Origin of the sequence: Sulfuriflexus mobilis (genome assembly GCF_003967195.1) — a bacterium.
Classification (GTDB): domain Bacteria; phylum Pseudomonadota; class Gammaproteobacteria; order AKS1; family AKS1; genus Sulfuriflexus; species Sulfuriflexus mobilis.
Window position 1 is genome coordinate 1,095,309 of the sequence record NZ_AP018725.1, and the last position, 24,834, is coordinate 1,120,142.

Genomic DNA, 24,834 nt, shown 5'->3' on the forward strand with positions numbered 1-24,834 from the left:
GTTACTTGAGCTTCTGGTAAATAGTGTTGCCGATAAGTTTGAAACGGTCACAGACCTTAAACATGGTTTCAGAATGTCCCAGGAACAGACGGGCATCATCAACAAGCAGGTCGGCGTAACGATCAAACAGGACGCTTTGCGTGGGCTTGTCAAAATAAATCACCACGTTACGACAGAACATGAAGTCAAAGGGCCCCTTGATAGGCCATTCATTCATCAGGTTGAGTCGTTTAAAGGAAATCATCTCCTGTAAAGCGGGATGGACGCGTACCAGATTCTGTTTATCACCTTTACCACGCAGGAACCAGTTTCTGGCGCGTTGCTTGGACAAGCCGGCAATACGTTCTGCATCGTAGATTCCAGACTGTCCCTTGGCGAGCACATTCGAATCCAGATCAGTGGCGAGGATCTTGATATCCCAGTCACTGTTTTCAGGAATGACCTCGCGAATGGCCAGGGCTATGCTATAGGGCTCTTCACCCGTGGAACAACCTGCCGACCAGATACGTAGTCGTCTCGTCTGCGCATTGGTCTTCATCAACTCCGGCAGTAAGGTCTTTTGCAGGTACTCAAAGTGATGCGGTTCCCGGAAAAATGACGTCAGGTTGGTGGTGATCGCATTGGTGAAATTCAGCAGTTCATCTTCACCCTTGGGACTGTCGATGAGTGAGCAATAACTACCGAAATCCTGCAGGTCCACCTCGCGCAGACGCCTGGCCAGTCGGCTGTACACCATATCCCGTTTAGCCTCGGATAAGGATATACCAGTATGCTGACTGACCAGTTGTCGTATGCGATTAAAGTCCCTGTCGGAGAACTGAAATTCACGCTCGCGCTTATTCGCGCTGCTTGGCATTGATTTCGCTCCGCTTAGAACTCTTCCCATTCACTGTCATCTACCGGTGCCGATGAGGCGGCGGCAGGGCGGCGAGCGGCGGCTGCGGGGCGTGCTGCAGGCCGACGCGCTGCCGGTGCGGCAGGGGCTGTGCGCGGGGCACGGCGTTCTACCGACTCGTTCTCATCCACGCGGAAGAAGGTCATCAACTGGTCAAGACCACGGGCCTGTTCATCAAGGGATTCACTGGCGGCGGCGGCTTCTTCAACGAGGGCGGCGTTCTGCTGGGTCACCTCGTCCATTTGCATAATGGCCTTGTTAACCTGTTCGATACCACTCGACTGTTCCTGACTGGCGGCGGCGATCTCGGCAATGATGTCACTGACCTTCTTCACGGCCTCGACGATCTCGCCGAGGGTCTGGCCAGATTCATTGACCAGGCGACTACCATCATCGACCTTCTCAACACTGTCGTTAATCAGGGCCTTGATTTCTTTCGCTGCACCGGCACTGCGTTGGGCGAGGTTACGCACCTCACTGGCGACTACGGCGAAGCCACGACCCTGTTCACCAGCACGTGCCGCTTCCACGGCAGCGTTGAGGGCGAGCAGGTTGGTCTGAAAGGCGATTTCATCAATGACGCCGATGATGTCAGCAATCTTCTTACTCGCCGAGTTGATTTCACTCATGGCGGAGATGGCATCGCCGACCACGGAACCGCCTTTCTCGGCCTGGTCGCGGGCACCGGCGGCCAGTTGATTGGCCTGGCGGGCGTTATCCGCATTTTGTTTTACGGTACTGGTGAGCTCTTCCATGCTGGAGGCGGTTTCTTCCAGGCTGGAGGCCTGCTCCTCGGTACGCTGGCTCAAGTCTGAGTTACCCTGGGCGATCTCGGTACTGGCACCGGCGATGTTGGTACCGGATTCACGGATCTTGCCGACGATATCGACCAGGTTATCTACAGTACTGTTGACTGAGTCACGTAGCGAGGCAAAGTCACCCTGGAAGTCACCTTCCATCTTCTGGGTCAGGTCACCCCTGGAGAGGGTTTCCATTACGGCCATACCACCTTGCAGCGGTTCTACGACGGAATCCATAAGAGAGTTAATCCCTTCACCCAGATTCTTCATAAAGCCACTGTATTCACTGTGCTCGATGCGGTTGTCCAATATCCCATTGCTGGCGCTATCGATCAGGTCCTGAATCTGGCGTTCGGCATCCTTCTGCTCGGTGATGTCATTCCACTGCACCATGTTACCCATGTATTCACCGTTGGGGCCGGTGATCATGGTGGCGTTGACACGGAACTCCAGGTCACCGACCTTGATCTCGGCGGTGGCCGGCAGGCGACTGGCATCAGAGAGCAGGGCACGCTGATGCGCCGGGTTCTTGTGGAAACCGTCAATACAGGTGCCAATAAGATTATCAACATTCAGGCCCGGCCAGATTTGACGCAGTTCCGTTTGACGATTGCGTAGCATTTGTACCACGGCCGGGTTGGCGAAGGTAATGTTCAGGTCCTCATCACACAGCATCAGGTTGGCCTCGGCACCATCGACTGCAGACTGCAGGCGGGCAACTTCGAGTTCCTTCTTGCGTGTTTCGGTAACGTCTGACCATTCCAGGGCATTACCGACGTAGCTACCATTTTGATCCATGATGGCCGTGGCATTGATATTGAAAGTCAGCGGGCCGACCTGAATATCTGTGCTGAACGGCAGGTTGCTCGGGTCAGACAGCAGGCCACGCTGATGTGCCGGGTTTTTGTGGAACATGTCAATGCATGAGCCTACCAGTCCATTCACGCTGAAGCCGGGGTACAGGCCTTTTAGTTCTGTTTCATATTTACGCAGCAGTTTCAGGGTGGCATCGTTGGCGTAGGTGACGACCAGGTCACGGTCGATCATCATGATGGCAGTCATGGCACCATCGACAGTGCCCTGCAGGCGTGCAACCTCGGTTTCGCGTGCGCGCAAGTCGGTGACATCGGCCCACTCCAGTGAGTTACCAATGTATTCACCATTGCTACTGATCTGGGCAGTCACATTCAGGGAGAAAACCAGTGGACCAACCTGAATATCTGTCTGGAAGGGCAGGTTGTTCGGATCAGACAGCAATTGACGCTGGTGAGCCGGATTCTTATGGAAACCATCAATACAGGCCCCCATGATCTTGTCAGCAGAGAAACCGGGATAGACGCGACGCAGCTCTTCCTCATTTTTCTTCAGCAGATTGATGGTCGCCTGGTTGGCATAGGTAATAACCAGGTCACGGTCTACCATCATAATCGCGGTCATGGCACCATCAATGGCCGACTGCATTCGGGTTAATTGTTGCTGATCATTTGTTACTGCGGCACTTGTGCTAGCCATTTCTGTATCCTCCGGGGTTCCGTATGCATTTAGCATGGTGGTGGCAACCGTAGTTAATGCGGTATGCCATGCGTTTTTTACTTCAGTGGTCCAAAGCTCACCAGCGAACTCTGCCATAACATCCAGCAGGGTATCGGCGACGGCCGTGTAGTGATCGGGTTCGGCACCATAGCCTTCATGGCGCGCGCCCATTTGTTGTAAAACGGGCACCAGTTCATCCGGCTTGCGCAGGTTGTTAACCAGCAATGCCAGTGCGGCAACCAGCTTCTTGCGCTGCTTGGCCGGCGTGGTGTTTTTGAACAGCGGCTTGACGGCCGGGTAGCGCTCGAATAATTCTTCGTAAAAGCGCTTTACCAGGTCATCCGCCTGTGGGGCCAGTGCCGCAAAAGAGCTTTCCAGCGTTTCGACATCCAGCCCAAGTGGTGAGACATAGGGTTTGACTTTTTCTGCCTTGGCAGGGGTTTTTTTTGCCGGCTTCTTTGCCGCCTTTGTTTTTTCAGCAGCAATGGGCGTGGACGATTCTCCCTCTTCCTCTTCCTGCATCCAGGCGAGGGGGTCGTAGCCCATCTTGCTTTGTTTCTTGGTGGCCATTTTAAAGCTCCTGTGTAATGGCTATCCGTTCCAGGCGAGGCCGGAAAGGATTTGGGTCAGAATTAAACTATTCATGCTGGAAGAACGTGTACTGTCATCGGCCAGATGGAGTTCATTGCTGCGCGCACGGCTGATAACACGATTTGCATGTTTGTCGTGTCGACGAGGTGTTGCACTCGTGGATTTCCGGTCATTCATTTGATGAAAGTCCTCCCCTTGAGCAGGTCGTCCGCCAACTCCAGATAATCCTTGGCGCCATTGCTGGATTTCTGGTATTCAAAAATCGTCTGGCCAAAGCTGGGACTTTCAGCGAGGGCAACGGTTTCACGAATCGGGGTGGCAAGCACCTGGCCTGGAAAATAGTCCATCAATTTGCCGCGCACTTCATTGGCTAGCTTGCGTCGACCGTGAAAGCGTGTAACAACCATCCATTTTTTGGTGGCATGTTTCAGTCGTGTTTCAATATGCTTGAGGATATTTAATAGTCGTGACAGGCCGTGCAGCGAGAGGTAATCGCCGGCAACCGGGATCAGCATCTCTTTGGCGGCAAGCATGGCATTCATGGTCAGCATACCGGATGAGGGCGGGCAGTCGATGAGGACAAAGTCCTGCCCGGGCAATCCCTTCACGGCATCACTGAGCAACCAGCCCCGACGTGCGCCACCCGTGGCGACCTGTTCCAGTTCACCCAGGCGGGTGCCGGCGGGGATAAGCTGAAGTTTGTCACGAACCTTTACACGTACATCATTAATATCAGATTCACCCAAGAGCACTTCATCAATACCGGATTGCATTTTCATCTCAGCACCAAAACTGGCGGTTAAATGCGCCTGCGGGTCCATGTCGATGACGGTGACAGACTTGCCAGCCAGCGCCAGGGCGTGCGCGAGGTTCAGCGTAGTGGTGGTTTTTCCCACGCCGCCTTTTTGATTCATCACTGCAATCATGCGCATACCCTCATTAAGGTCCGTAAATTATCCAGCCAGCCCGTCAGTGGCGGCGAGTTCATCACCGGACAGAAGGTGGTCGATATCCAGAATAATAAGCATTTTCTCGGAAACGGTGGCGAGGCCTTTAACAAATTCGACGTTGACGACATTGCCAAAGTCTGGCGCAGGCTTCATTTCTTCGCCGCTGACGTCGTATACATCTGATACGGCATCAACAACAATACCCATTATGCGATCGCGGTCATTGCTCTCGATCTTGAGCACGATGACAACAGTCATCGGGCCGTATTCGACTTTGTCCATCGAAAATCGTTGGCGCAGGTCAATAATCGGCACAATCGTACCGCGCAGGTTAATGACACCTTTTATATAGCCTGGTGTGTTCGGGATAGGGGTTACTGAGTCCCAGCCCTTGATCTCCTGAACGCGCAGGATATCCACACCATATTCTTCATCAGCGAGAATAAAGGTGAGGTATTGTTCGGCATCCGGATCGGCGTCGGCACCGATGAGGATTTCATTTTCAATTGCTTGTTGTGTACTCACAGAGAACTCTCCTTACGCAGCTTCGCTGTTGACAGCGCTGACATCGGGTTTTTTAGGACTCGGGGGGGGTGAATCATAGTTTCCCTCACGAAACATACTAATCAGGCCAGCAATATCGAGGATCAGGGCCACCGTGCCATCACCGAGGATGGTGGCACCGGAAAGTCCCTCGATACGACGGTAATTGGTTTCAAGACTCTTGATGACGACTTGTTGCTGGGCCAGTAGGTCATCAACGATGACACCGGCGCGGTGCCCATCACCTTCAACCACTACCATCAGCCGTCCTGCCAGGTCCTTGTTTTCTTCCGGCATGCCGAAGACCCGGTGCGCACGAATAATGGGGATATATTCATTACGCAACTTGTACAACTCTGCCTTACCCGCCACGGCATTGACTTGCTCTGTCTTGACCTGAATGGACTCGATAATCGATATCAGCGGGAAGACATAAGTATCATCGCCGACACGGACCAACTGGCCATCCAGGATCGCCAGGGTTAACGGTAGGCGAATCGTGAATTGGCTACCGATGCCTTCTTCCGATTTGACTTCGACATTGCCACCGAGGGCCTTGATGTTTTTGCGGACCACATCCATGCCAACACCTCGGCCGGAGACATCACTGACCTGATCGGCCGTAGAAAAGCCGGGGTGGAAAATCATATCCTGGATCATTTCATCGCTGAGATGGTCATCCGGACCGATAACGCCACGTTCAATGGCTTTAGTTTGAATCTTCTTACGGTTCAGGCCTGCACCATCGTCAGATATTTCAATAACGATATTGCCACCCTGGTGATAGGCGTTGAGATTGACTGTACCGGTTTCCGGTTTGCCGGCGGCTACACGCTGTTCTGGGCTCTCAAGGCCGTGGTCGAGTGCATTGCGTACCAGATGCACCATCGGGTCACCGATTTTTTCCATCACGGTCTTGTCGAGTTCGGTTTGTTCACCCGAGATCACCAGGTCGACCTTCTTGTCGAGCTTGCTGGATAAGTCATGAATCAGGCGTGGCATGCGGCTAAAGACGAAGCTGATGGGCAGCATACGAATACGCATGACACTTTCCTGGAGTTCACGCGTATTGCGTTCAAGTTGGCCCAGGCCTTCACGGAGCTTTTCCAGTTTGTTGGTGTCTATGACCTGGGTTTCTTCAAAATCACTACCCATTTGACCGAGCATGGATTGGGTGATCACCAGTTCGCCAACCAGATTAATAATCTCATCAACCTTGTCAATGTCGACGCGAATCGAGGTGGTTTCGCCGGCCTTTGCCGTTTTAGCGGAACGTGTGGCGGGCGCCTTATCTGTGCCTGCCGGTTCGGCTGTGTGTTCTGTATTGCTTGCAGGGCTTTCTGTCGACACGGCCTTGGCCTCGGCGGCCAATGCCGTGATGTCCAGATCGCACTCGTCATCAACCCATTCGAACACTTCACGCACGTCCGCCTCACTGATCTCGCCACTCAGGGTCAGATCCCAGGAGAGGAAAGAGTCTTCAGGGTTTAGTTCACTAAAGCCGGGCAGTTTGGAGATATCAGCCTTGACATCAAGTTCACCCAGCTCTGCCAGTGCACGTAACATACGTACCGGGTCATTACCCGTTCGCAGCATCTCTGCATGTGGAGTGAATTTTATTTTCCAGCCGGATGATGTCGCCGCTGCGCCAGCTGTCTCATTGCTGCTATGGTCTGTTTCTATGGAATCGCTACCGAGCAGGGCATCGAGTTCGGCCTTGACCTCGGCAACCTGGGCAGCATCCATTTCACCGTCGTCACGTAGCGCTGTGAGCATGCCGCGAATAATATCTACAGACTTGAGCAGGATGGACACGGCATTTTGTGTAACCGCGCGGGTGCCATCACGCATTTCATCCAGTAATGTCTCTGCTACATGGGTGAATTCGGCAACATTATTAAAGCCAAATGTGCCACTGCCACCCTTGATGGAGTGGGCGGCGCGAAAGATGGTGTTTATGACATCAATATCGGTCGCACCCACATCAAGGTTTAGCAGTTCTGTTTCCATGATATCCAGACCCTCGAAGCTTTCTTCGAAGAAAGTCTGGTGGAATTGCCGCATATCAATGCTCATAGGTTCTTATCCTAAAACTTTTTTTACAGTTGCCAGGAGTTGATCAGGATTAAATGGTTTGACGATCCAGCCGGTCGCGCCGGCCTGTTTGCCTGCCATTTTTTTCTCGCTAGAGGATTCCGTGGTCAGAGTAAGAATCGGTATAAACTTGTAGGCTGGCAGTGTCCTGAGTTCTTTTGTCAGGGTGATGCCATCCATGTTAGGCATGTTGACGTCAGTAATAACAAGATTGAATTTATTGGACTTGGCGATATTCAGAGCTTCCTGTCCATCCTTTGCCTCAGTGACATCATAGCCAGCGCCCTTCAGGGTGAAGCTCACCATTTGACGCATGGATGCAGAATCATCCACTGCAAGAATGCTTGCCATTACACGTTCTCCTCAAATCTCATATAGATATATAGTGTGTACATAATCTGTCGGCTACTTGCCCTCAATGCAGGCTCGCCTCATCCAGGCCGATGTGTTCGGCCAGACCAAGTTGCAGGGCAGCACTTTTCAGGGCATCACTAGGGCCTTGCCATTCGACGGTGATGCCGGCGGCGCGGGCATCAAGGAAAAAGGCACAGAGTAATTGCAGGGCAGCGGTATCGGCGCGTTCAACCTTTGCAGCCTGTATCTCTACAGGCTGGCCGATCTCAAGGGCCTTGTTTAGCTCGATACTGAAATCTGTGACCATGGATATGTCCAGGGAATCCTGGCATTCGATCGGGTGTTTATCCTGTCCGCTCATGTTTCGCCCTTATGGCCGGTGTTATGACGTAAAATTTTTCTATATGAGCAAGCTATCGACACAGCCAAGTGAAGCTTTAGCCTTGCCGAGTAACTTTTTCGAATTCAAATAAAGCAAGTAATGTGCCAGCTTAGATTGACGTTCTAATTACTCTGTTTTCAATGAAAAAATCATTCTACAAATAGTTGCTTGCCGCTTTCAGACAGTTCGTGTTTGCCGTATGGCAAATGATCGTCCTGATATAACTAACTGTATCGCGGTGTTTTTGTTCCAAAGAGAATGTAGCAGGCATTTAGTCGTGCAATAGAGTGGGCCGTGTGAATTCACATTCGTTTACACACATTGATCCGTCAGACGAATAACTATAAGGTCGCCATTGTTCAGGTTATCTGATAGAAAGAGTCATGCTTTCGACATATTCCGCATTAAAATTAATTGATTTCCCGTCAATCTATCGCGATAAATTGACGACCCTGCAGGTTAACCTGGGATACCGCTGTAACCAGCAGTGCCAACACTGCCATGTCAACGCCGGGCCCAATCGAACCGAGCAAATGGATGCAACAACCATTGAGACAGTGCTGGAATTTTTACGCCAGCAACAGGTGGCAATACTCGACCTGACGGGTGGTGCCCCGGAGCTGAATCCACACTTTCGTAAACTGGTCGACGCCGCCCGTGCCCTGGGTGTGCATGTGATCGATCGCTGCAACCTGACGATCCTCTCCGAACCCGGTCAGACAGACCTGGCAGATTTCCTCGCGGCCAGGCAGGTTGAGGTGGTTGCCTCCATGCCTTGTTATTTAAAGGAAAATGTTGACTCTCAACGCGGCAAGGGGGTGTTCGAAGCTAGTCTGGCAGGTCTGCAACGGCTTAATGCGCTGGGTTACGGCGACCCGGGCAGCGGCCTGTTTCTGAACCTGGTCTATAACCCGCAGGGGCCAAGCCTGCCTCCTGCCCAATGTGCCCTGGAGCAGGATTATCGTCAGCAACTGGGAGAGGAATACGGAGTTCGCTTCAATACCTTATATACGTTGGCGAACATGCCGATCCAACGCTTCGGCAGTCTGCTGCTGTCACGGGGGGAATTTGACGGTTACATGGACCTGCTGCGTGAGGCTCACCAGGCGTCAAATCTTGGCGGCGTCATGTGCCGGACCCTGCTTAGCATCGACTGGCAGGGGTATGCTTATGATTGCGACTTTAACCAGATGCTCGATATACCCCTGAGCATGGGTGGGGCGCCACGTCGGCATCTGCGGGAATTACTCGATACGGACCTGAACGGCCTGCCGATCCAGGTGGCCGGTCATTGCTATGGTTGTACCGCCGGACAGGGCAGTAGCTGTGGCGGCGCCTTGCTGGACTAGCGGTATGGTGCGGTCATTGTTGTGATGCGCTGTTCGATCATCGTGCCGGTATTAAACGAGGCCGGGACGCTGCCGGCCTGGCTGAGCCACCTGCAAACATTTCGACAGGCCGGTCATGAGTTGATCCTCGTCGATGGCGGCAGTCATGATGCGAGCATTACGCTGGCCAGACCGTGGGTGGATAAAATTATTACGACGTCAGCCGGTCGTGGCCGACAGATGAATGCGGGCGCGGCACAGGCCCGTCACGAGATACTCGTATTCCTGCATGCCGATACCTTTTTGCCGGAAGATGCCATGCAGGTGATCACACAGGCACTTGCTGATCGACGACAGGCCTGGGGTCGATTCAATGTGCGCCTGTCCGGCCGACACCCCTTGCTGCGCCTGATTGCCCTGATGATGAATATTCGTTCCTGTATCACGGGCATCGCCACCGGGGACCAGGCCATGTTTGTCCGCCGCGAGGTCTTCGAGGCACAAAAGGGTTTTTCGACGATCCCCCTGATGGAAGACATAGAACTGAGCAAACGCCTGCGTCAACAGACTCGCCCGGCTTGTGTACGTGAAACCGTCACCACCTCCAGTCGCCGCTGGGAGGAACATGGCATCCTGCGCACAATGTGGTTAATGTGGCGCTTGCGCCTGGCCTACTGGCGCGGGGCCAGCCCGGAACGGCTGCTTCAGCGTTATGATAAAAAGTCCTCATGCTGTGTCTGTGTGTTTGCCCGTGCACCCGTGGTGGGTAAGGTAAAGACCCGCCTGTTTGCCTGTATGGAGGCAGATGTGGCCTGTCGGGTGCACGAGCAACTGATCAGGGATTGCTTGGTGCGCGTACAGGGGCCGCTTTGGTCGATACAGTTATGGACCACGGATACGCAACATGCCTTTTTCTTGCCACTAAAAAAATCTCTGTCACTGCACCTGCGGTCACAACAAGGCAGTGACCTTGGGCAACGCATGGCACATGCTGCAAAACAGCTGCTGACAGATCACGCCTACGTGATCCTGATCGGCACGGATTGCCCGGGGTTGGATACGGCCTATATCAATGCGGTGTTACAACACTTGCGGGACGGTGCCGATTGCGTGCTGGGTCCTGCCGAGGACGGCGGTTATGTCATGCTGGCCCTGTCGGCTTTTGATATGCACCTGTTCGAGGACATGACCTGGGGTCATGCACAGGTATTGACCGAGACACGACAAAGGATCCGCAACCTCGACTGGCGTTGTGTGGAAATGCCGGTGTTGTGGGATGTGGATCGGCCAGCAGACTTTAAGCGTCTGCAGGCAACGGACAGTCGTTACCTGGCCTACGTCTCAACAGGTGTATCAGTATGATTTCCCCAGTCTGACCATGAGCCGGGATAGCCACGCAGATTTTTATAGCCGAGTGATTTGAGTGCAATAAAACTCAGTGCCGAACGATGGTGCGTCTGGCAGTAACAGATCACCTGCTTATCAGCGGTGATGCCTTTTTCTTCAAAGCTGCTACGCAGTTGTTCCTTATCAAGCAGACGGCCATGACGACTGTTGTCCATGAGTTGCAACCAGTCATAGTGAAGGGCACCGGGGATGTGACCACCGCGCGCGGCGAAGGACTTGGTACCGGTATACTCGACGGTGCTGCGGGCATCGAGCAGGCACACAGCATCATTACCGAGTTGCTGCTGGATACCATCACGTTCAGCGATCACGGCCTCGTTGCGTTGCGTGACAGAAAAATTCCCCGCCGCTCTGGGTTGATCCGTATTGCTGACAGGATAGCCTTCATTGACCCAGGCCATGAGGCCACCGTTTAACAGCGAGTAGTGTTGAAAACCAAAGGCCTCCAGTGTCCATAACAGGCGCGCGGCCTTGCCACCGCCCTCGTCATCACAGGCGACGATGTGGGTATCATTGTTTACGCCAAGTGCGGCCAGTGTTGTGGAAAAGCTTTCTGCATCGGGCAACAGGCCCATCACGGGTTTCTCAATGCGCACAATGTTGCCGTAGTTCAGGTGCGCTGCACCGGGGATGTGTGCCTGTCGCCAGACCTCGGGCTTGCTCAGGTCAATGACAAGGATGGCCTTATCGTCGAGGTGTGGCAACAGTTCATCGCATTCAATAATTAAAGGTAAGGTATTCGTGTGCATAGATTATTTCGGCAAAATGTTATTGTCAGATATTTTCGTTATTGAGTAATTGCAGCCAATGTACCACGGGAACCGTGCTGGCACTGCGCATGTGTAACAGGCAGCCGATATTGGCCGTGGCGATCAATTCAGGCGAATCCCCTGAGAGGGCGTCGAGTTTATTGTGCAACAGGCGTTGTGAGAGCTTGCGCTGCAGGATCGAATAGGTACCGGCCGAGCCGCAACACAGATGTGGGTCGACGGTGTGGGTCAGCAGGTAACCACGTTGTTGCAGCAGCGATTCGATGACACCCGTAATCCCCTGGCCGTGTTGCAGGGTACAGGGGCTATGCACGGCGATACGTCGATTGTTATACCGTGGTAATGCAGAGAGGTCTTGTTGCTGCAGGTATTCACTGACATCCCTGCACAGTTCGGCGACCCGTATCGCCTTATCGGCATAGGCCGGGTCATCGGCGAGCATCTTTCCATAGTCTTTGATTTGCAGGCCGCAGGCACTGGCGGTACTGAGGATGGCCTCGGCACCGTTTTCAATATGTGGCCACCAGGCATCGATATTCTGTCTGATAAAGTCGCGGGCCTCATCTTCGGCAGAGAGGTGGGCACTGACTGCACCGCAGCAGGTGTCTGGTGTCGTGCTGATGGCGGTGATGCCAAGTTTGTCGAGCAAGGCCTGACAATCGTGATTGATATCAGCGGCCAGCGCATCCTGTGCACAGCCAGCGGGCAGGATCACCTGTCGTGTATGCTGCGTATCAGTCTGATAGGCAGCGATCTCAGCTTCAGGGATTTGTCGCCGGTATTGTCGGGGCATCAGCGGCCGCAGGTATATCGCCAGTCTGATCAGGGCCCGCATGCGCCGGCGGTGTGGCAGTATCTGGCGCAGTAGTTTGCGTAACAGGCGCGAGGCGGGGTTGCGCGGTGCATGTTGTTCACTAATGCGCCGGCCAATCTCGAGCAGGCTGTGATATTCAACTCCCGAGGGGCAGGTGGTTTCACAATTCCGACAGGTCAGGCAGTGATCAAGGTGCTGCCGTGTGTGTGTGCCGCTATGAGCCGTCTCGAGTAATTGTTTAATGAGATAGATGCGGCCGCGTGGACCCTCAAGTTCGTCACCGAGTAACTGGTAGGTGGGGCAGGTAGCATTACAAAAGCCACAGTGCACACAGCTACGCAATATTTGATCGGCGCGCTGGCCATCCGGGGTATCTTTAATACTTTTATGTAGCGTCGTTTGCATATTACCACTCCGCTACCATGCGCTGGGGATTGAAGATGCCATGTGGGTCAAAGGATTGTTTGAGCTGGTGGTGGATGGCGGCAAGTCCCGGGCTGAGTGGGTGAAATACCTCAGAGACATGTCCGTCATGGCGGAACAGGGTGGCGTGGCCTTCATGCGCCTCGCATAAGCTGCGGATGACATCGGCGCTGGCATCTGTCTTTAGCCAACGCTGTGCACCGCCCCAGTCGATAAAGGCCTCGCCATCAAGTTTCAGACAGGGGGTAGCGGGCGCCAGTGACAAGCGCCAGAGCGGCGAGGCATCGACAAAAAACGCATGTGTGTGATCGCGCAGCGAGGACCAGAAGCTATCGGCCTGCACCAGTTCATCACCGGCGATCTCGGCGCTGCCACTGAGAACCGCTGACTCGGCACCCGACAGGCGCAGATAAAGCCGGCGGTCATAATGTGCCGCGGCAGACACCGGGATATCACGGGCCGAGAAGTGGTCGATGAGTTTAAGCGCCTCTTCCTGGTTGCATTCGCGACTCAGGCTGATTTCATGTTCGGGTTTGGGTAAGACCTTCAGCGAGATATCCAGTAATACGCCGAGTGTCCCGAGGGCACCACACATCAGGCGTGAGACATCGTAGCCGGCAACGTTTTTCATTACCTGACCACCAAAGCTCAGGACCTCGCCCTTACCATTGATGCACTTGATGCCGAGGACGAAGTCGCGCAATGAACCGCTATACGGACGGCGTGGACCGGACAGGCCGGTGGCCACAGCACCGCCGAGGGTGCCGCTGTTCGTAAACAAGGGCGGTTCGAAGGCGAGCATCTGTTTGTGTTCATCCAGTAAGGCGATAATCTCAGACAGTGGTGTGCCGCTCCTGGCGGTAATGACCAGTTCGCTGGGTTCATAACTGATAATGCCGCAGTGCTCGCGTGTGCTGAGGCTCTCCCCATGTGCGTGCCGACCATAGAACTGCTTGCTGCCCAGGCCGCTGATGGCAACTGGGCTGGAGCGTTCAATGGCGATGCGGATACGTTCCTGCAGTGGTGTGGTTTGATCGTTATTCATAAGGTTGTTATCAGCGTCTGAACTCGCGGGGCCTGATTATGCCACACTGCCTGAGATGAGACGATAAACTGAAAAATGGCATGCATGACCTATTCTGTGGGTAACTATTCATGGTGTCTCGAGGCGAAGCGAACTAAAGAGTTGCCGGGCCTTCATGGCGGGCGCATAACTGGCATCTATGATTGCCTCTTCGATCTCCAGGTCTTCCCGGGGCAGACTGATGTGGGTCCATAAAAAACTGACTCTGTCACCCTGATCGGCGAGATAAAAAATATGGTAGCGCGGGCCACTGCCGGTATCGGCAAATTGTTTGTAAATGGCGTAGCCCACCGGTTGTCCGGCCTGGCTGAACTCCTGACGGAGGATCTCGCTGATGGGTGCCTGCCAGGCGCGGTTGATCAGGCGGCGATACCAGTCAAAGGCCTTGTCCGTGGCCTGGGTAAAGGCGGTATGTTTGTCATCTGCGGGTGGCACCCGGGATACCTCAAGCCGGTAATAGGTGGCGTCCGTGGCGGAGTGGATAGTAACGACCTGTTTGTCGGGGAAGAGGGCATCATCAATGGCCGCCTTGATATTTTGTTTGTCACCCTCAATGGGCAGGGTAAAACTGAAACTGCGGTCACGGGCGATATAGTGGTTATCTTCGATACTGCCGACCAGACCCTTTTCCTCGGCGGCCTGCAGGCACAGGGCTGGCAACAGACCAAGGCTAATGACAATAACAAGGCGGAGAACCTGTTTACTGATCGCGAGGGACATCAGAAGCGTTCAAGTTCCGGGAAGGCAAGTTTGCCATCATGGACGTGCATGGCACCAAACTCGGCACAGCGATGCAAGGTCGGCACGGCCTTGCCGGGGTTGAGCAAACCCGCTGGGTCGAAGGCCCGTTTTATGGCATGCAATTGTTCGAGTTCGGCCGCCGAGAACTGTGTACACATTTGATCGAGTTTTTCGATGCCAACACCGTGTTCACCGGTAATCGTGCCACCGACGGCGACACACAGCTCGAGAATCTTGCCACCAAATTCCTCGGTGCGTTCGAGCTCGCCAGGTTTGTTGGCATCATAGAGGATTAGGGGGTGCAGGTTGCCGTCACCGGCATGGAAGACATTCGCTACACGCAGGTCATATTCACGCGACATATCGGCAATGCTTTTCAAAACCTCGGGCAGACGTTTGCGTGGAATGGTGCCATCCATACAGTAGTAATCGGGTGATATCCTGCCGACGGCAGGGAAGGCGACCTTGCGGCCCTTCCAGAGCGCGGCGCGTTCCTGTTCATCTTTTGCGGTGCGGACCTCAGTAGCGCCGCTCTGTTTGAGGATCTTGCGCACGATCAGCACATGCTCGGAGACCTCTTCGTCGGTGCCGTCCAGTTCACACAACAGAATGGCCACGGCATCTACCGGGTAACCGGCGTGGACAAAATCCTCGGCGGCCTGGATGGCGAGTTTGTCCATCATCTCAAGCCCGGCCGGGATGATACCTGCGGCAATGATGTCGGCGACGGCGGCACCGGCCTTTTCAATATCATCATAGGCGGCAAGCATGACCTGTACACGCTGTGGCCGGGGTAGCAACTTGACGGTGACCTCGATGATGACACCGAGCAGACCTTCGGAACCATGTATTAGCGCCAGCAGGTCAAAGCCGGGTCCATCCAGTGCCTTGCTACCTACGGTGTGCAGTTCGCCATCCATGGTCAGGAACTTGATTTGCAGGACGTTGTGGACAGTCAGACCATATTTCAGGCAGTGCACGCCACCCGAGTTTTCCGCAACGTTACCGCCAATCGTGCAGGCGATTTGTGACGAGGGGTCGGGGGCATAATAAAGGCCAAAATTATCCACGGCCTCACTAATGGCAAGATTGCGTACGCCGGGCTCCACGCGGGCACAACGATTGTGCGGGTCAATGTCGAGGATACGGTTGAACTTGGCGAGGCTGAGCAGAACGCCGCGTTCATGCGGCAGGGCACCACCGGACAGACCGGTGCCGGCACCCCGCACGACGACCGGCGTGTCGAGACGCTGACAAATGCGCAGCACATGTTGCACCTCGTCGACAGTCTCCGGCAAGACCACGACAAAAGGTGTGGCGCGATAGGCGGAAAGCCCGTCACACTCGTAGGGTTTCAGGTCTTCCTCTGCACTGAGGATGGAGCCCGCTGGCAGGGTGGCGGCGAGCGCACTGACCAGCGCCTGTCGTTCGCCGCGGTAGGCCTTGTCATTTGTGGTCATTTGCATGGGCTCAAGAATAAAACAAACTGCGCAAGTCTACCAATACCATTAGTCGTCCTGCCGCTCTGCATCACGAACAATATCAAACATGGGTGCCAGGCTGTCGGGGTTAAATGAGATGGAACTGATGCCTTTCCCCACTAACCAGTGTGTGATCTCCGGGTAGTCAGACGGGGCCTGGCCGCAAATACCGATATATTTATCGGCGCGTTTACAGGCCGTGATCGCCATCTCCATGAGCTTGAGGACAGCCGGGTTTCGCTCGTCAAAGTCCTTGACCAGCGAGGAGTCACGGTCAACGCCGAGGGTCAGCTGGGTCAGGTCGTTTGAACCGATGGAAAAGCCATCGAAGAGTTCAAGAAATTCATCGGCGAGCAGGGCGTTGGCAGGCAGTTCACACATCAGATAGACGCGCAGCCCCTGGTCACCGCGTTTAAGGCCGAATTCTTCCATGATCGTCAGCACCTCGCGGGCTTCATCGATGGTGCGCACAAACGGTATCATCACGGCCACGTTGTCCAGGCCCATGGTCTGGCGGACATAGACAAGTGCCTCGCACTCCATTCGAAAACATTCGGTAAAGTCCTGTGAGGGATAACGCGAGGCACCACGAAAACCGAGCATGGGGTTTTCTTCCAGTGGCTCAAAATACTGGCCGCCAACCAGGGCGGCATATTCATTCGATTTAAAGTCACTCAGGCGCACAATCACCGGGCGGGGTGAAAAGGCGGCAGCAATGCTGCCGATGCCTTCGGCGAGGCGCTGGATATAAAACTCCCGTGGTGAGGCAAAGGCGCGACAACGTTGCTCGACATCGCGGCGCACCCCGGCATCCAGCATATCCATTTCCAGCAGGGCGCGCGGGTGGACACCGATATAATGGTTAATAATAAATTCCAGCCGGGCCAGGCCGACACCGTCGCTGGGTAATTGCGACAGGCTATAGGCCTGTTGCGGGTCACCGACATTGAGCATAAGTTTGGTTCGTGGCCGTTCGCCGGTGAAGGGTTCTATCGTCGTTGTGTGCCAGGCGAGTTTACTGGCAAAGATGAAACCTTCATCCCCTTCACTACAGGCAACCGTTACAGCCTGGCCACTATATAAGGTAGTCGTTGCGTTACCGCAGCCGACCACGGCAGGTATGCCAAGCTCCCGAGCAATGATTGCCGCATGGCAGGTGCGTCCGCCGCGATTGGTAACGATCGCCGAGGCGATTTTCATAATGGGTTCCCAGTCGGGGTCGGTGATATCGGTAACCAGGATCTCGCCTTGCTGCAGACTGCGCATCTCACTGGCATTCTGGATGACTCGCACCTTGCCGCTGGCAATACGGCGGCCGACACTCTTGCCCGTACACAGAATTTCAGCACGTTCATCGAGCACAAACTGTTCGTAATGCCCTGGCTCACTGATGGCATGAATGGTCTCCGGGCGTGCCTGCAGTATATAGAGTAGACCGTCCTTGCCATCACGCGCCCATTCTATATCCATAGGCCGGGCTTCACTGGCCTTGTTCGAATAGTGTTGTTCGATAATGACCGCCTGGCGGGCGAGGCTGAGTATTTCATCGTCACTGAGTACAAAACGGTTTTGTTCTGCCTCAGGGACCGCCTCGTTACGTGTGCCGCTTTTGTCATACACCATGCGTAAGGCCTTGTCTCCGAGGTCGCGCTTGAGGATGGGGCGATGCACATTATCGAGGTTGGGTTTGAAAACATGATACTCATCGGGGTTGACGGTACCTTGGACAACATTTTCACCCAGCCCGTAGGCCGCGTTGATTAAGACCACATCACGAAAACCACTTTCCGTATCCAGAGTAAACATGACGCCGGAGGCACCGAGGTCGGCACGGACCATCTTTTGCACGCCGATCGAGAGGGCGACCTTCATATGCTCAAAGCCCTTATCTACCCGGTAGGCAATCGCCCGGTCATTAAACAGCGAGGCAAAGACCTGCAGGCAGGTTTTTAATACGGTCTGCTCGCCGACGATGTTCAGGTAGGTATTCTGTTGCCCGGCAAAGGAGGCGCCAGGCAGGTCTTCGGCCGTAGCGGATGAACGCATGGCCACATCCGGACTGGCACCATAGACACCGGCAAGGTCGGCATAGGCCTGACGCATTTCACTGGCGAGGTCGGCGGGTAACTCCGCCCCCAGGATCCAGTCACGAATCTGCTTGCCGGTTTTTGCCAGTGCCGTGACGTTACGCACATCGAGCTCAGCGAGGGCATTAGTGATTGGCTGGCGTAACTGATTGTGATCGAGAAAATACCAGTAGGCCTCGGCCGTGGTGGCAAAACCATCAGGCACCCGTAAACCCAATGCGGCGAGTTCGCTGATCATCTCGCCAAGGGAGGCATTTTTGCCGCCGACCAGCTCAATATCATGGATACCGAGAGTATTAAATGTCCGCACGTACTGCATGGCTATAGACCTTTTTATGCTTATGCTGGAAATTCGTTGGTGTATGCGACAAACTACGCCGCAATTTATCTACATGCTAAGAGGCAATCATATGGGTAGCAAGTCTTTTCATCCACCTGTGCGTACCTTGATGGGTCCGGGCCCGTCTGATGTGAATCCGCGCATCCTTGAGGCGATGTCTCGCCCCACCATCGGTCATCTGGACCCGGCCTTTGTGGCCATGATGGATGAAATGAAAGGTCTGTTGCAGTATGCCTTTCAGACCAAGAATGCATTGACCATGCCGGTATCGGCACCGGGTTCTGCCGGCATGGAAACCTGTTTCGTTAATCTGGTAGAACCGGGTGATAAGGTTGTGATTTGTCGTAATGGCGTGTTTGGCATGCGTATGACCGAAAATGTCGAACGCTGCGGCGGGGTAGCCGTATTTGTTGATGATGAGTGGGGCCAGCCGGTTGACCCGGTGAAACTCGAGGCCACCCTGCAGGCCAACCCGGATGCGAAGATTGTCGCCTTCGTACACGCTGAGACCTCGACCGGCGCCCAGTCTGATGCTAAGACCCTGGTCGAGATCGCCCACAAACATGCCTGCCTGACCATTGTGGATGCCGTGACCTCACTCGGTGGTACACCGCTGAAGGTCGATGAGTGGGGCATTGATGCGATTTACTCCGGCACACAAAAATGCCTGTCCTGCACACCCGGCCTGTCGCCGATCAGTTTCAATGAAGCCGCCCTGGAGAAGGTCAAGAATCGCAAGACCAAGGTACAAAGCTGGTTCCTCGACCTGAATCTGGTTATGGGTTACTGGGGTAGCGGGGCCAAACGTGCCTATCACCATACCGCACCGATCAATGCCCTCTATGGCCTGCATGAAGCACTCGTGATCCTGGAAGAAGAGGGCCTGGAAAACTCCTGGGCGCGTCATGCCCGGCATCATGCTGCACTGCGTGCCGGCTTTGAGGCCATGGGACTGCAGTTTATTGTAGATGAGGCACACCGCCTGCCACAGCTGAATTCGGTAACCATCCCGGAGGGTATCGATGAGGCCAGCGTACGCAGTCGCCTGCTGAATGAATATAACCTGGAGATCGGTGCCGGACTGGGTGCCCTGGCCGGTAAGGTCTGGCGTGTTGGCCTGATGGGTTTTGCCGCCAACCAGACCAACGTGTTGTTCTGCCTGCAGTCACTCGACGCGGTGTTGACGGATATGGGCGCAGCGATTAACAGCGGTGCCGGCGTCAAGGCCGCGCAACAGGCCTACAGCAAGTCTTAATTATTTTTACACTATAGTATATTGTGGCAGTGGTCGGCTGGCTCTTCTGAACCGGCCGACGCGGTTGGTCTGTCAGCCTTTTTAAAGTGACGCCATTTGTATAATGATCGCGCGAGCTGACGCGTGTGAGATGATCAGATTGTTAGGATAGCCTGCTGGTCTGGTTTTACAGGCGTGAGTCCAATTATTCTACAGTTAGCATAATAACTTTCTTAGTTCCTGTATTTCGTCACTGGCCTCGTCGAGAATTGTACGGATCTCTTCAAGTTCCATGTATTCCATGCCTATCTTCCTGAATGCCGGTATTTCTTCCCTTGCGGGTGAGGGCTCATCCTCCTGTCGGGTTAAATCGTCACACCAGTGAGCAATTGTAACGACATCGCAATAATCGAGTGGGGTGTCGCTGAAACGTGTCCATTGCTCGGCTTCCTCGGCCACTTCAATCAGGTCATTGTCAAACCCCCATTTCGACAGGATCAAACCACCAATAATGCCACGAAGTTTATTCACTATCTCATCGACTTCTTCCTTATTGATGGGGTAGTCGAGTTTTTCTAAGTGCGCGAGAATAGGGATGGTGCCGATATCATGCACAATTCCGGCCAGCAAGGCATAGTTTGGGTCAAGACCTGTTCTGGTTTTGGCGAGGTAATAACTTGTCATGGCGATATGGAGACTATGGTCGTAGAGTTTCTTGAGTTCTTTGTGAATGGTTGAGCCCGTATTGGAGAAGATATTTGCAACAGCATGCGTAGTGGCCAGTTGCTGTGTGGCGGAAAATCCCAGTCTACTTATGGCATCAAAAACTGAGCGTACAGGTGCGGAGTCGAAAAAACATGCGCTGTTTGCCATATTGATCATTTTTGCGGTAAGGGCCAGATCAGTTTCAATGATGCGAGCCACTTCGGTAATCGATACCTCGTCGGCTGTAATAGCCTGCCGTACCTTGATAGCGATCTCAGGCAGTCCAGGAAGAGTAATATTGTTATTTTTATATTCCTCAAGAATCTGGTTGAACAAGCCCTGCTCAGTCTGGGAAACATCAATGTTATCTACATCATAGCCAACTCCTTCATCTTCTTTTTTCAATAGTTCATACAAACTGCAGTCAAAACGTATAATCAGACTATCGTCCATGGCACTGGCCGTAACAGCAAGATTCTCCTTAAATAACGGGCAGTCGCGAGACACCTTGCGTGGCGACATATTAGTCTTGAGATTGGTCTCGATCATCATGCCTTGTAAGGTGTATATCAGCCAGTGTTGCTCATTTACCCCGGCCAGGCGGTCCCCCCGCTTGAGACGCTGGAAACGTGCCTTTTTGAACAGGCGTGCGCGTGCTTTCTGGCTAAGCTGGTTAACCGGGAATAAATCATCCATAAAACTCATGTCGAGATGATGTTCCCAGGCGGTACGGTTGGATGACATGTTAATGCTCCTGTTCCACTGCCAATCTTAAATATGGCAAGGTGGATTGTGGTAATCGGACAGGTTAGTGCTAATGTCCCATGATTGATTACCCATTATGCTGTGGTACTCGCACAGGTTATGACCCGGGTTTTCATGACACTGTATTTCTCTAAGAGTAAGGAGACAGAGGGCTTATCGGCAGCTTGGTGCAGAACTTGAAAAACCTTGTTTTATTAGAGGTTTTTTTGCCCGATGATGCCCGTCGCGGCGGTGTGCCCGCTGCGGGCCTGGATCACTGCCAATACATCTGTCAGTCTGGTCAATTCAGCCAGTGCATGCGGGATGTCCTCTGCCATCTGTAGCGCCTCGTTACTCAGGGCTTGAAAGCGCCTCATGCTGTCCCCATGTCATTGCCAGCCATTATGTGAAAAACAGGAGCCTGACAACAGATGACCGTTGAGACCCACAAAGAAACCCTTGAATTCCAGACAGAAGTGCAGCAACTGCTGCGCCTTATGATCCACTCGCTGTACTCGAATAAAGAGATATTCCTGCGTGAACTGATTTCGAATGCCTCGGATGCCTGCGACAAGCTGCGTTTTGAGGCCCTCGCCGATGATGCCCTGTTTGAAGGCGATAGTGCGCTGGGTGTGAGCGTTTCCTTTGATAAGGAGGCGAAGACCCTGACCATCGCCGATAACGGCATCGGTATGTCGCGCGAGGAGGTTATCGATAATATCGGTACCATCGCCAAGTCTGGCACCAAGCAGTTTTTTGAATCCCTGACCGGTGACCAGGCCAGTGACGCTAATCTCATTGGCCAGTTCGGTGTCGGTTTCTATTCGGCCTTTATCGTTGCCGACAAGGTCACACTCGAAACCCGTCGTGCCGGTACCGGTAGTGAGCACGGGGTACGCTGGGAGTCGGCCGGTGAGGGCGATTTCTCGCTGGAGACGATTGAGCGTGACAAGCACGGCACCACGGTCATCCTGCACCTGCGCGATGATGAAGATGAATTCCTCGATGGCTTCCGCCTGCGCAATATCATTCGTAAATACTCCGATCATATCAGTCTGCCGATCAGCATGCCGGCGGAGGGAGAAGACAAGGCCGGTGAACTGGAGACAGTGAACAGCGCCTCGGCACTCTGGGCGCGTAGTAAATCCGAGATCAGCGACGAGGAATATAACGAGTTTTACAAACACGTTGCCCATGACTTCCAGGACCCGTTGTGCCATTTGCATAACCGTGTCGAGGGCAAACTCGAATACACCTCACTCTTGTATGTCCCCTCGAAGGCGCCGTTTGACCTATGGGATCGCGACAGCCGTCACGGCATCAAGCTGTATGTGCGCCGCGTCTTTATCATGGACGATGCCGAGCAGCTTATGCCACAGTACCTGCGTTTTGTGCGTGGAGTGATCGACTCCGCGGACCTGCCGCTGAACGTCTCGCGTGAAATCCTGCAGCACAACAAGACCATTGACAGCATGCGCGCCGGTTCGGTGAAAAAGGTCCTTGGCATGCTGGAAGCCATGGCCAAAAATGATGCAGAAAAATACGCCGGTTTCTGGGGCGAGTTTGGCCGTGTCATGAAGGAAGGCCCGGGCGAAGACTTTGCCAACCGCGAACAGATTGCCAAGTTGTTGCGCTTTGCCTCGACTCACAGCAATACCGAAACCCAGGATGTCTCACTGGATGACTACATTGCCCGTATGCAGGAAGGGCAGGACAAGATCTACTACATTACCGCCGACAGTTTCAATGCGGCAAAGAACAGCCCGCACCTCGAAATCTTCCGTAAGAAGGGTATTGAAGTCCTGCTCCTCGCCGAGCGCGTAGATGAATGGCTGGTCTCTTCACTGACCGAGTACGATGGCAAGATGCTGCAATCTGTGGCTAAGGGTGACCTTGACCTCGGTGCGCTCGAAGACCAGGAAGAGAAGGCCCAGCAGGAAAGCATCGAAAAGGAAAATGCCGACTTTATCGCGCGCATCAAGGCTAGCCTCGGCGAGGAGGTGAAAGACGTACGCGTTACCCATCGCCTCACGGATTCGCCGGCCTGTCTGGTCTCGGATGCGAATGACATAAGCGGTAATCTTGAGCGTATCCTTAAGTCGGCCGGCCAGGATGTGCCGGACCTGAAACCCATCCTCGAGGTGAACCCGGGGCATGCCCTGATCAGTATGTTAAAGGAACAGACCGACGAGGCCCGTTTCAACGACTGGGTGCAGATCCTCTTCGATCAGGCCCTGCTCACCGAGGGTGGCCAGCTCGAAGACCCGGCCGCTTTCGTCCAGCGCCTGAACGCCATGTTACTGACCCTGGCCGAGAAATAAACCTCACGACCGGCCCGGCTAAAGTCGGGCCGGCCTCTGCCGATACCTTTCATATATAAGGTTATGTTGAGGGTATGCGGCATGTCTATTCATCCCATTTCTGCTGTCTGGCTGGTAGTGTTTGGCCTGTTGTCGCTGCCGGTGGCTGCCATGGAGTCAGATGTGGTTGAGGATAATGAGCCACAGGCCGAGAGGATTAATCTTGAGGAATTCCCGCCGTATGTGCTTACGCAGAAATTCTTTGACAGCCTCTATCGCAAGGCCGAGGCTGCCCAGCCTGGCCCGGATGACTATGAAAAGGACTGCATGGTGCTGGATGACGAAGTCAGCATGCTCATGCCATTGACCTATCGCTATGTGCCGGGTTTTTACAGTGATCCTAAAAATGCCTTTGCCATCTGGATGGGGACGCTCGGTGTGCTGTCGGTGACCGATGTCGAGGTACTGGATGTGCCACTTTGGTATGGCTATCTAGGTTTCTCCGGTTATAAACGCCACGCCGAAGAAGTGCGTATTCGTAAGGCGAATCTGCGTATTGGGGCCCTGCGCCGGGTCAAGGCACGTAAGCGTTGTTTTGAGTCATTTTAAGACGCAGAGGATGCAGAGGTCATTACGGAAATTGATCGTTATATTTATTGATTTTCTCCGCATTCATTGCGCCCGCGCGTCTCTGCGCCGGGCTTATATTCATTAATCTATTTCCTCTCTATTCAGGTTTTAAGTCACTTCCGCCTCGGGCATACTGCCTGTATGTCGACTAATCCAGACAGCATGCGCCTTGATAAGTGGTTATGGGCGGCGCGCTTTTATAAAACCCGCCCCAATGCCACCGAGGCGGTGAATGGTGGCAAGGTACATTTCAATGGCCAACGCACCAAGCCCTCGCGTGCCGTGCAGTGCGGTGATGAATTGTCTATCCAGCGTGGCCCCTATCAATATACGGTGATCGTACATGCCCTGTGTAAACAACGTGGCCCGGCCACGCTCGCGCAAAGCCTCTATGAAGAGACCGCCGAGAGCCTCGCCGCCCGGGAAAAACTCGCCGCACAGCGCCAGGCCCAGGCGGTGCAGACCGCGGCCCCGCATACGCGCCCGGACAAGCGCTCACGGCGCCATATCATCCGCTTTACCCGCCGTGAAAAATAGTTAATCCCTCATGCTTTATGCGGTCTAGTCAAAGCTGACTGCGGGATCCCTGATTAATCTGGTAAAC

Annotated in this window: 21 protein-coding genes; 6 read left to right on the plus strand and 15 right to left on the minus strand. The window is 54.0% G+C overall.

Annotation, left to right across the window (positions count from 1 at the left end):
• Nucleotide 1: 1 nt before the first annotated feature.
• From EL386_RS05620 to EL386_RS05650, 7 genes are all read right to left on the minus strand, one after another.
• On the minus strand, nucleotides 2–856 hold the full coding sequence (locus EL386_RS05620) for a CheR family methyltransferase (RefSeq protein ID WP_126454260.1): 855 nt from the start codon (nucleotides 854–856) through the stop codon (nucleotides 2–4).
• 14 nt (nucleotides 857–870) lie between these two features.
• Nucleotides 871–3,798 (minus strand): methyl-accepting chemotaxis protein, encoded by a 2,928-nt coding sequence (locus EL386_RS05625; RefSeq protein WP_269471118.1) that lies wholly within the window; start codon nucleotides 3,796–3,798, stop codon nucleotides 871–873.
• Nucleotides 3,799–3,992: 194 nt separating this feature from the next.
• A complete protein-coding gene (locus EL386_RS05630; protein WP_126454262.1) occupies nucleotides 3,993–4,751 on the minus strand; it encodes a ParA family protein in 759 nt (252 codons plus the stop codon).
• 21 nt (nucleotides 4,752–4,772) lie between these two features.
• Entirely contained in the window at nucleotides 4,773–5,276 is a 504-nt protein-coding gene (locus EL386_RS05635; protein ID WP_126457239.1) for a chemotaxis protein CheW, read from the minus strand.
• Between the two features lie 30 nt (nucleotides 5,277–5,306).
• On the minus strand, nucleotides 5,307–7,388 hold the full coding sequence (locus EL386_RS05640; RefSeq protein WP_126454264.1) for a chemotaxis protein CheA: 2,082 nt from the start codon (nucleotides 7,386–7,388) through the stop codon (nucleotides 5,307–5,309).
• A gap of 6 nt (nucleotides 7,389–7,394) precedes the next feature.
• Nucleotides 7,395–7,757 (minus strand): response regulator, encoded by a 363-nt coding sequence (locus tag EL386_RS05645; RefSeq protein WP_126454266.1) that lies wholly within the window; start codon nucleotides 7,755–7,757, stop codon nucleotides 7,395–7,397.
• A 64-nt stretch (nucleotides 7,758–7,821) separates the two neighbouring features.
• A complete protein-coding gene (locus EL386_RS05650) occupies nucleotides 7,822–8,121 on the minus strand; it encodes an STAS domain-containing protein (protein WP_126454268.1) in 300 nt (99 codons plus the stop codon).
• Nucleotides 8,122–8,525: 404 nt separating this feature from the next.
• Here EL386_RS05650 and arsS point away from each other — a divergent pair, with 404 nt between their 5' ends.
• Nucleotides 8,526–9,491, plus strand: coding sequence for an arsenosugar biosynthesis radical SAM (seleno)protein ArsS (arsS, locus tag EL386_RS05655; RefSeq protein ID WP_126454270.1), 966 nt, complete (start codon nucleotides 8,526–8,528; stop codon nucleotides 9,489–9,491).
• Between the two features lie 24 nt (nucleotides 9,492–9,515).
• Entirely contained in the window at nucleotides 9,516–10,832 is a 1,317-nt protein-coding gene (locus tag EL386_RS15900; protein WP_338057556.1) for a TIGR04283 family arsenosugar biosynthesis glycosyltransferase, read from the plus strand.
• On the opposite strand, the gene EL386_RS05665 is transcribed toward EL386_RS15900, so the two are convergent.
• From EL386_RS05665 to ppsA, 6 genes are all read right to left on the minus strand, one after another.
• Nucleotides 10,805–11,626 (minus strand): sulfurtransferase, encoded by an 822-nt coding sequence (locus EL386_RS05665; protein ID WP_126454272.1) that lies wholly within the window; start codon nucleotides 11,624–11,626, stop codon nucleotides 10,805–10,807. The genes EL386_RS15900 and EL386_RS05665 overlap by 28 nt on opposite strands.
• A gap of 25 nt (nucleotides 11,627–11,651) precedes the next feature.
• A complete protein-coding gene (glcF, locus tag EL386_RS05670; RefSeq protein WP_126454274.1) occupies nucleotides 11,652–12,866 on the minus strand; it encodes a glycolate oxidase subunit GlcF in 1,215 nt (404 codons plus the stop codon).
• Nucleotide 12,867: 1 nt separating this feature from the next.
• A complete protein-coding gene (gene glcE / locus EL386_RS05675; RefSeq protein WP_126454276.1) occupies nucleotides 12,868–13,929 on the minus strand; it encodes a glycolate oxidase subunit GlcE in 1,062 nt (353 codons plus the stop codon).
• 108 nt (nucleotides 13,930–14,037) lie between these two features.
• Nucleotides 14,038–14,688, minus strand: coding sequence for a hypothetical protein (locus EL386_RS05680; RefSeq protein WP_126454278.1), 651 nt, complete (start codon nucleotides 14,686–14,688; stop codon nucleotides 14,038–14,040).
• Nucleotides 14,688–16,175, minus strand: coding sequence for an FAD-linked oxidase C-terminal domain-containing protein (locus EL386_RS05685; RefSeq protein WP_126454280.1), 1,488 nt, complete (start codon nucleotides 16,173–16,175; stop codon nucleotides 14,688–14,690). The genes EL386_RS05680 and EL386_RS05685 overlap by 1 nt, the downstream gene beginning before the upstream one ends.
• A 42-nt stretch (nucleotides 16,176–16,217) precedes the next feature.
• Complete coding sequence (gene ppsA / locus EL386_RS05690) at nucleotides 16,218–18,596, minus strand: phosphoenolpyruvate synthase (RefSeq protein ID WP_126454282.1); 2,379 nt, start codon at nucleotides 18,594–18,596, stop codon at nucleotides 16,218–16,220.
• 91 nt (nucleotides 18,597–18,687) lie between these two features.
• Here ppsA and EL386_RS05695 point away from each other — a divergent pair, with 91 nt between their 5' ends.
• Nucleotides 18,688–19,872, plus strand: a complete 1,185-nt coding sequence (locus EL386_RS05695; RefSeq protein WP_126454284.1) for a pyridoxal-phosphate-dependent aminotransferase family protein — start codon at nucleotides 18,688–18,690, stop codon at nucleotides 19,870–19,872.
• Between the two features lie 195 nt (nucleotides 19,873–20,067).
• Here the strand turns inward: EL386_RS05695 and EL386_RS05700 are convergent, their stop codons facing one another.
• Nucleotides 20,068–21,300 (minus strand): HDOD domain-containing protein, encoded by a 1,233-nt coding sequence (locus EL386_RS05700; protein WP_126454286.1) that lies wholly within the window; start codon nucleotides 21,298–21,300, stop codon nucleotides 20,068–20,070.
• 215 nt (nucleotides 21,301–21,515) lie between these two features.
• Nucleotides 21,516–21,677: a hypothetical protein gene (locus EL386_RS15595; protein WP_172597633.1), complete on the minus strand. Its 162-nt coding sequence runs from the start codon at nucleotides 21,675–21,677 to the stop codon at nucleotides 21,516–21,518.
• Between the two features lie 54 nt (nucleotides 21,678–21,731).
• Here EL386_RS15595 and htpG point away from each other — a divergent pair, with 54 nt between their 5' ends.
• From htpG to EL386_RS05715, 3 genes are all read left to right on the plus strand, one after another.
• Nucleotides 21,732–23,621, plus strand: coding sequence for a molecular chaperone HtpG (htpG, locus tag EL386_RS05705; protein ID WP_126454288.1), 1,890 nt, complete (start codon nucleotides 21,732–21,734; stop codon nucleotides 23,619–23,621).
• Nucleotides 23,622–23,702: 81 nt separating this feature from the next.
• Complete coding sequence (locus tag EL386_RS05710; protein WP_126454290.1) at nucleotides 23,703–24,209, plus strand: hypothetical protein; 507 nt, start codon at nucleotides 23,703–23,705, stop codon at nucleotides 24,207–24,209.
• Nucleotides 24,210–24,371: 162 nt separating this feature from the next.
• Entirely contained in the window at nucleotides 24,372–24,767 is a 396-nt protein-coding gene (locus EL386_RS05715; protein ID WP_126454292.1) for an RNA-binding S4 domain-containing protein, read from the plus strand.
• Nucleotides 24,768–24,834: the final 67 nt, after the last annotated feature.

Bases quoted from the DNA above. Each gene is read 5' to 3' on its own strand.
- ppsA (WP_126454282.1), bottom strand. From the start codon at position 18,596: ATGCAGTACGTGCGGACATTTAATACTCTCGGTATCCATGATATTGAG.
- EL386_RS05630 (WP_126454262.1), bottom strand. From the start codon at position 4,751: ATGCGCATGATTGCAGTGATGAATCAAAAAGGCGGCGTGGGAAAAACC.
- htpG (WP_126454288.1), top strand. From the start codon at position 21,732: ATGACCGTTGAGACCCACAAAGAAACCCTTGAATTCCAGACAGAAGTG.
- EL386_RS05710 (WP_126454290.1), top strand. From the start codon at position 23,703: ATGTCTATTCATCCCATTTCTGCTGTCTGGCTGGTAGTGTTTGGCCTG.
- EL386_RS05620 (WP_126454260.1), bottom strand. From the start codon at position 856: ATGCCAAGCAGCGCGAATAAGCGCGAGCGTGAATTTCAGTTCTCCGAC.
- EL386_RS05695 (WP_126454284.1), top strand. From the start codon at position 18,688: ATGGGTAGCAAGTCTTTTCATCCACCTGTGCGTACCTTGATGGGTCCG.
- EL386_RS05680 (WP_126454278.1), bottom strand. From the start codon at position 14,688: ATGTCCCTCGCGATCAGTAAACAGGTTCTCCGCCTTGTTATTGTCATT.
- EL386_RS05625 (WP_269471118.1), bottom strand. From the start codon at position 3,798: ATGGCCACCAAGAAACAAAGCAAGATGGGCTACGACCCCCTCGCCTGG.
- EL386_RS15595 (WP_172597633.1), bottom strand. From the start codon at position 21,677: ATGAGGCGCTTTCAAGCCCTGAGTAACGAGGCGCTACAGATGGCAGAG.
- EL386_RS05650 (WP_126454268.1), bottom strand. From the start codon at position 8,121: ATGAGCGGACAGGATAAACACCCGATCGAATGCCAGGATTCCCTGGAC.
- EL386_RS15900 (WP_338057556.1), top strand. From the start codon at position 9,516: ATGCGCTGTTCGATCATCGTGCCGGTATTAAACGAGGCCGGGACGCTG.
- EL386_RS05715 (WP_126454292.1), top strand. From the start codon at position 24,372: ATGTCGACTAATCCAGACAGCATGCGCCTTGATAAGTGGTTATGGGCG.
- EL386_RS05700 (WP_126454286.1), bottom strand. From the start codon at position 21,300: ATGTCATCCAACCGTACCGCCTGGGAACATCATCTCGACATGAGTTTT.
- glcE (WP_126454276.1), bottom strand. From the start codon at position 13,929: ATGAATAACGATCAAACCACACCACTGCAGGAACGTATCCGCATCGCC.
- EL386_RS05640 (WP_126454264.1), bottom strand. From the start codon at position 7,388: ATGAGCATTGATATGCGGCAATTCCACCAGACTTTCTTCGAAGAAAGC.
- arsS (WP_126454270.1), top strand. From the start codon at position 8,526: ATGCTTTCGACATATTCCGCATTAAAATTAATTGATTTCCCGTCAATC.
- EL386_RS05665 (WP_126454272.1), bottom strand. From the start codon at position 11,626: ATGCACACGAATACCTTACCTTTAATTATTGAATGCGATGAACTGTTG.
- EL386_RS05645 (WP_126454266.1), bottom strand. From the start codon at position 7,757: ATGGCAAGCATTCTTGCAGTGGATGATTCTGCATCCATGCGTCAAATG.
- glcF (WP_126454274.1), bottom strand. From the start codon at position 12,866: ATGCAAACGACGCTACATAAAAGTATTAAAGATACCCCGGATGGCCAG.
- EL386_RS05685 (WP_126454280.1), bottom strand. From the start codon at position 16,175: ATGCAAATGACCACAAATGACAAGGCCTACCGCGGCGAACGACAGGCG.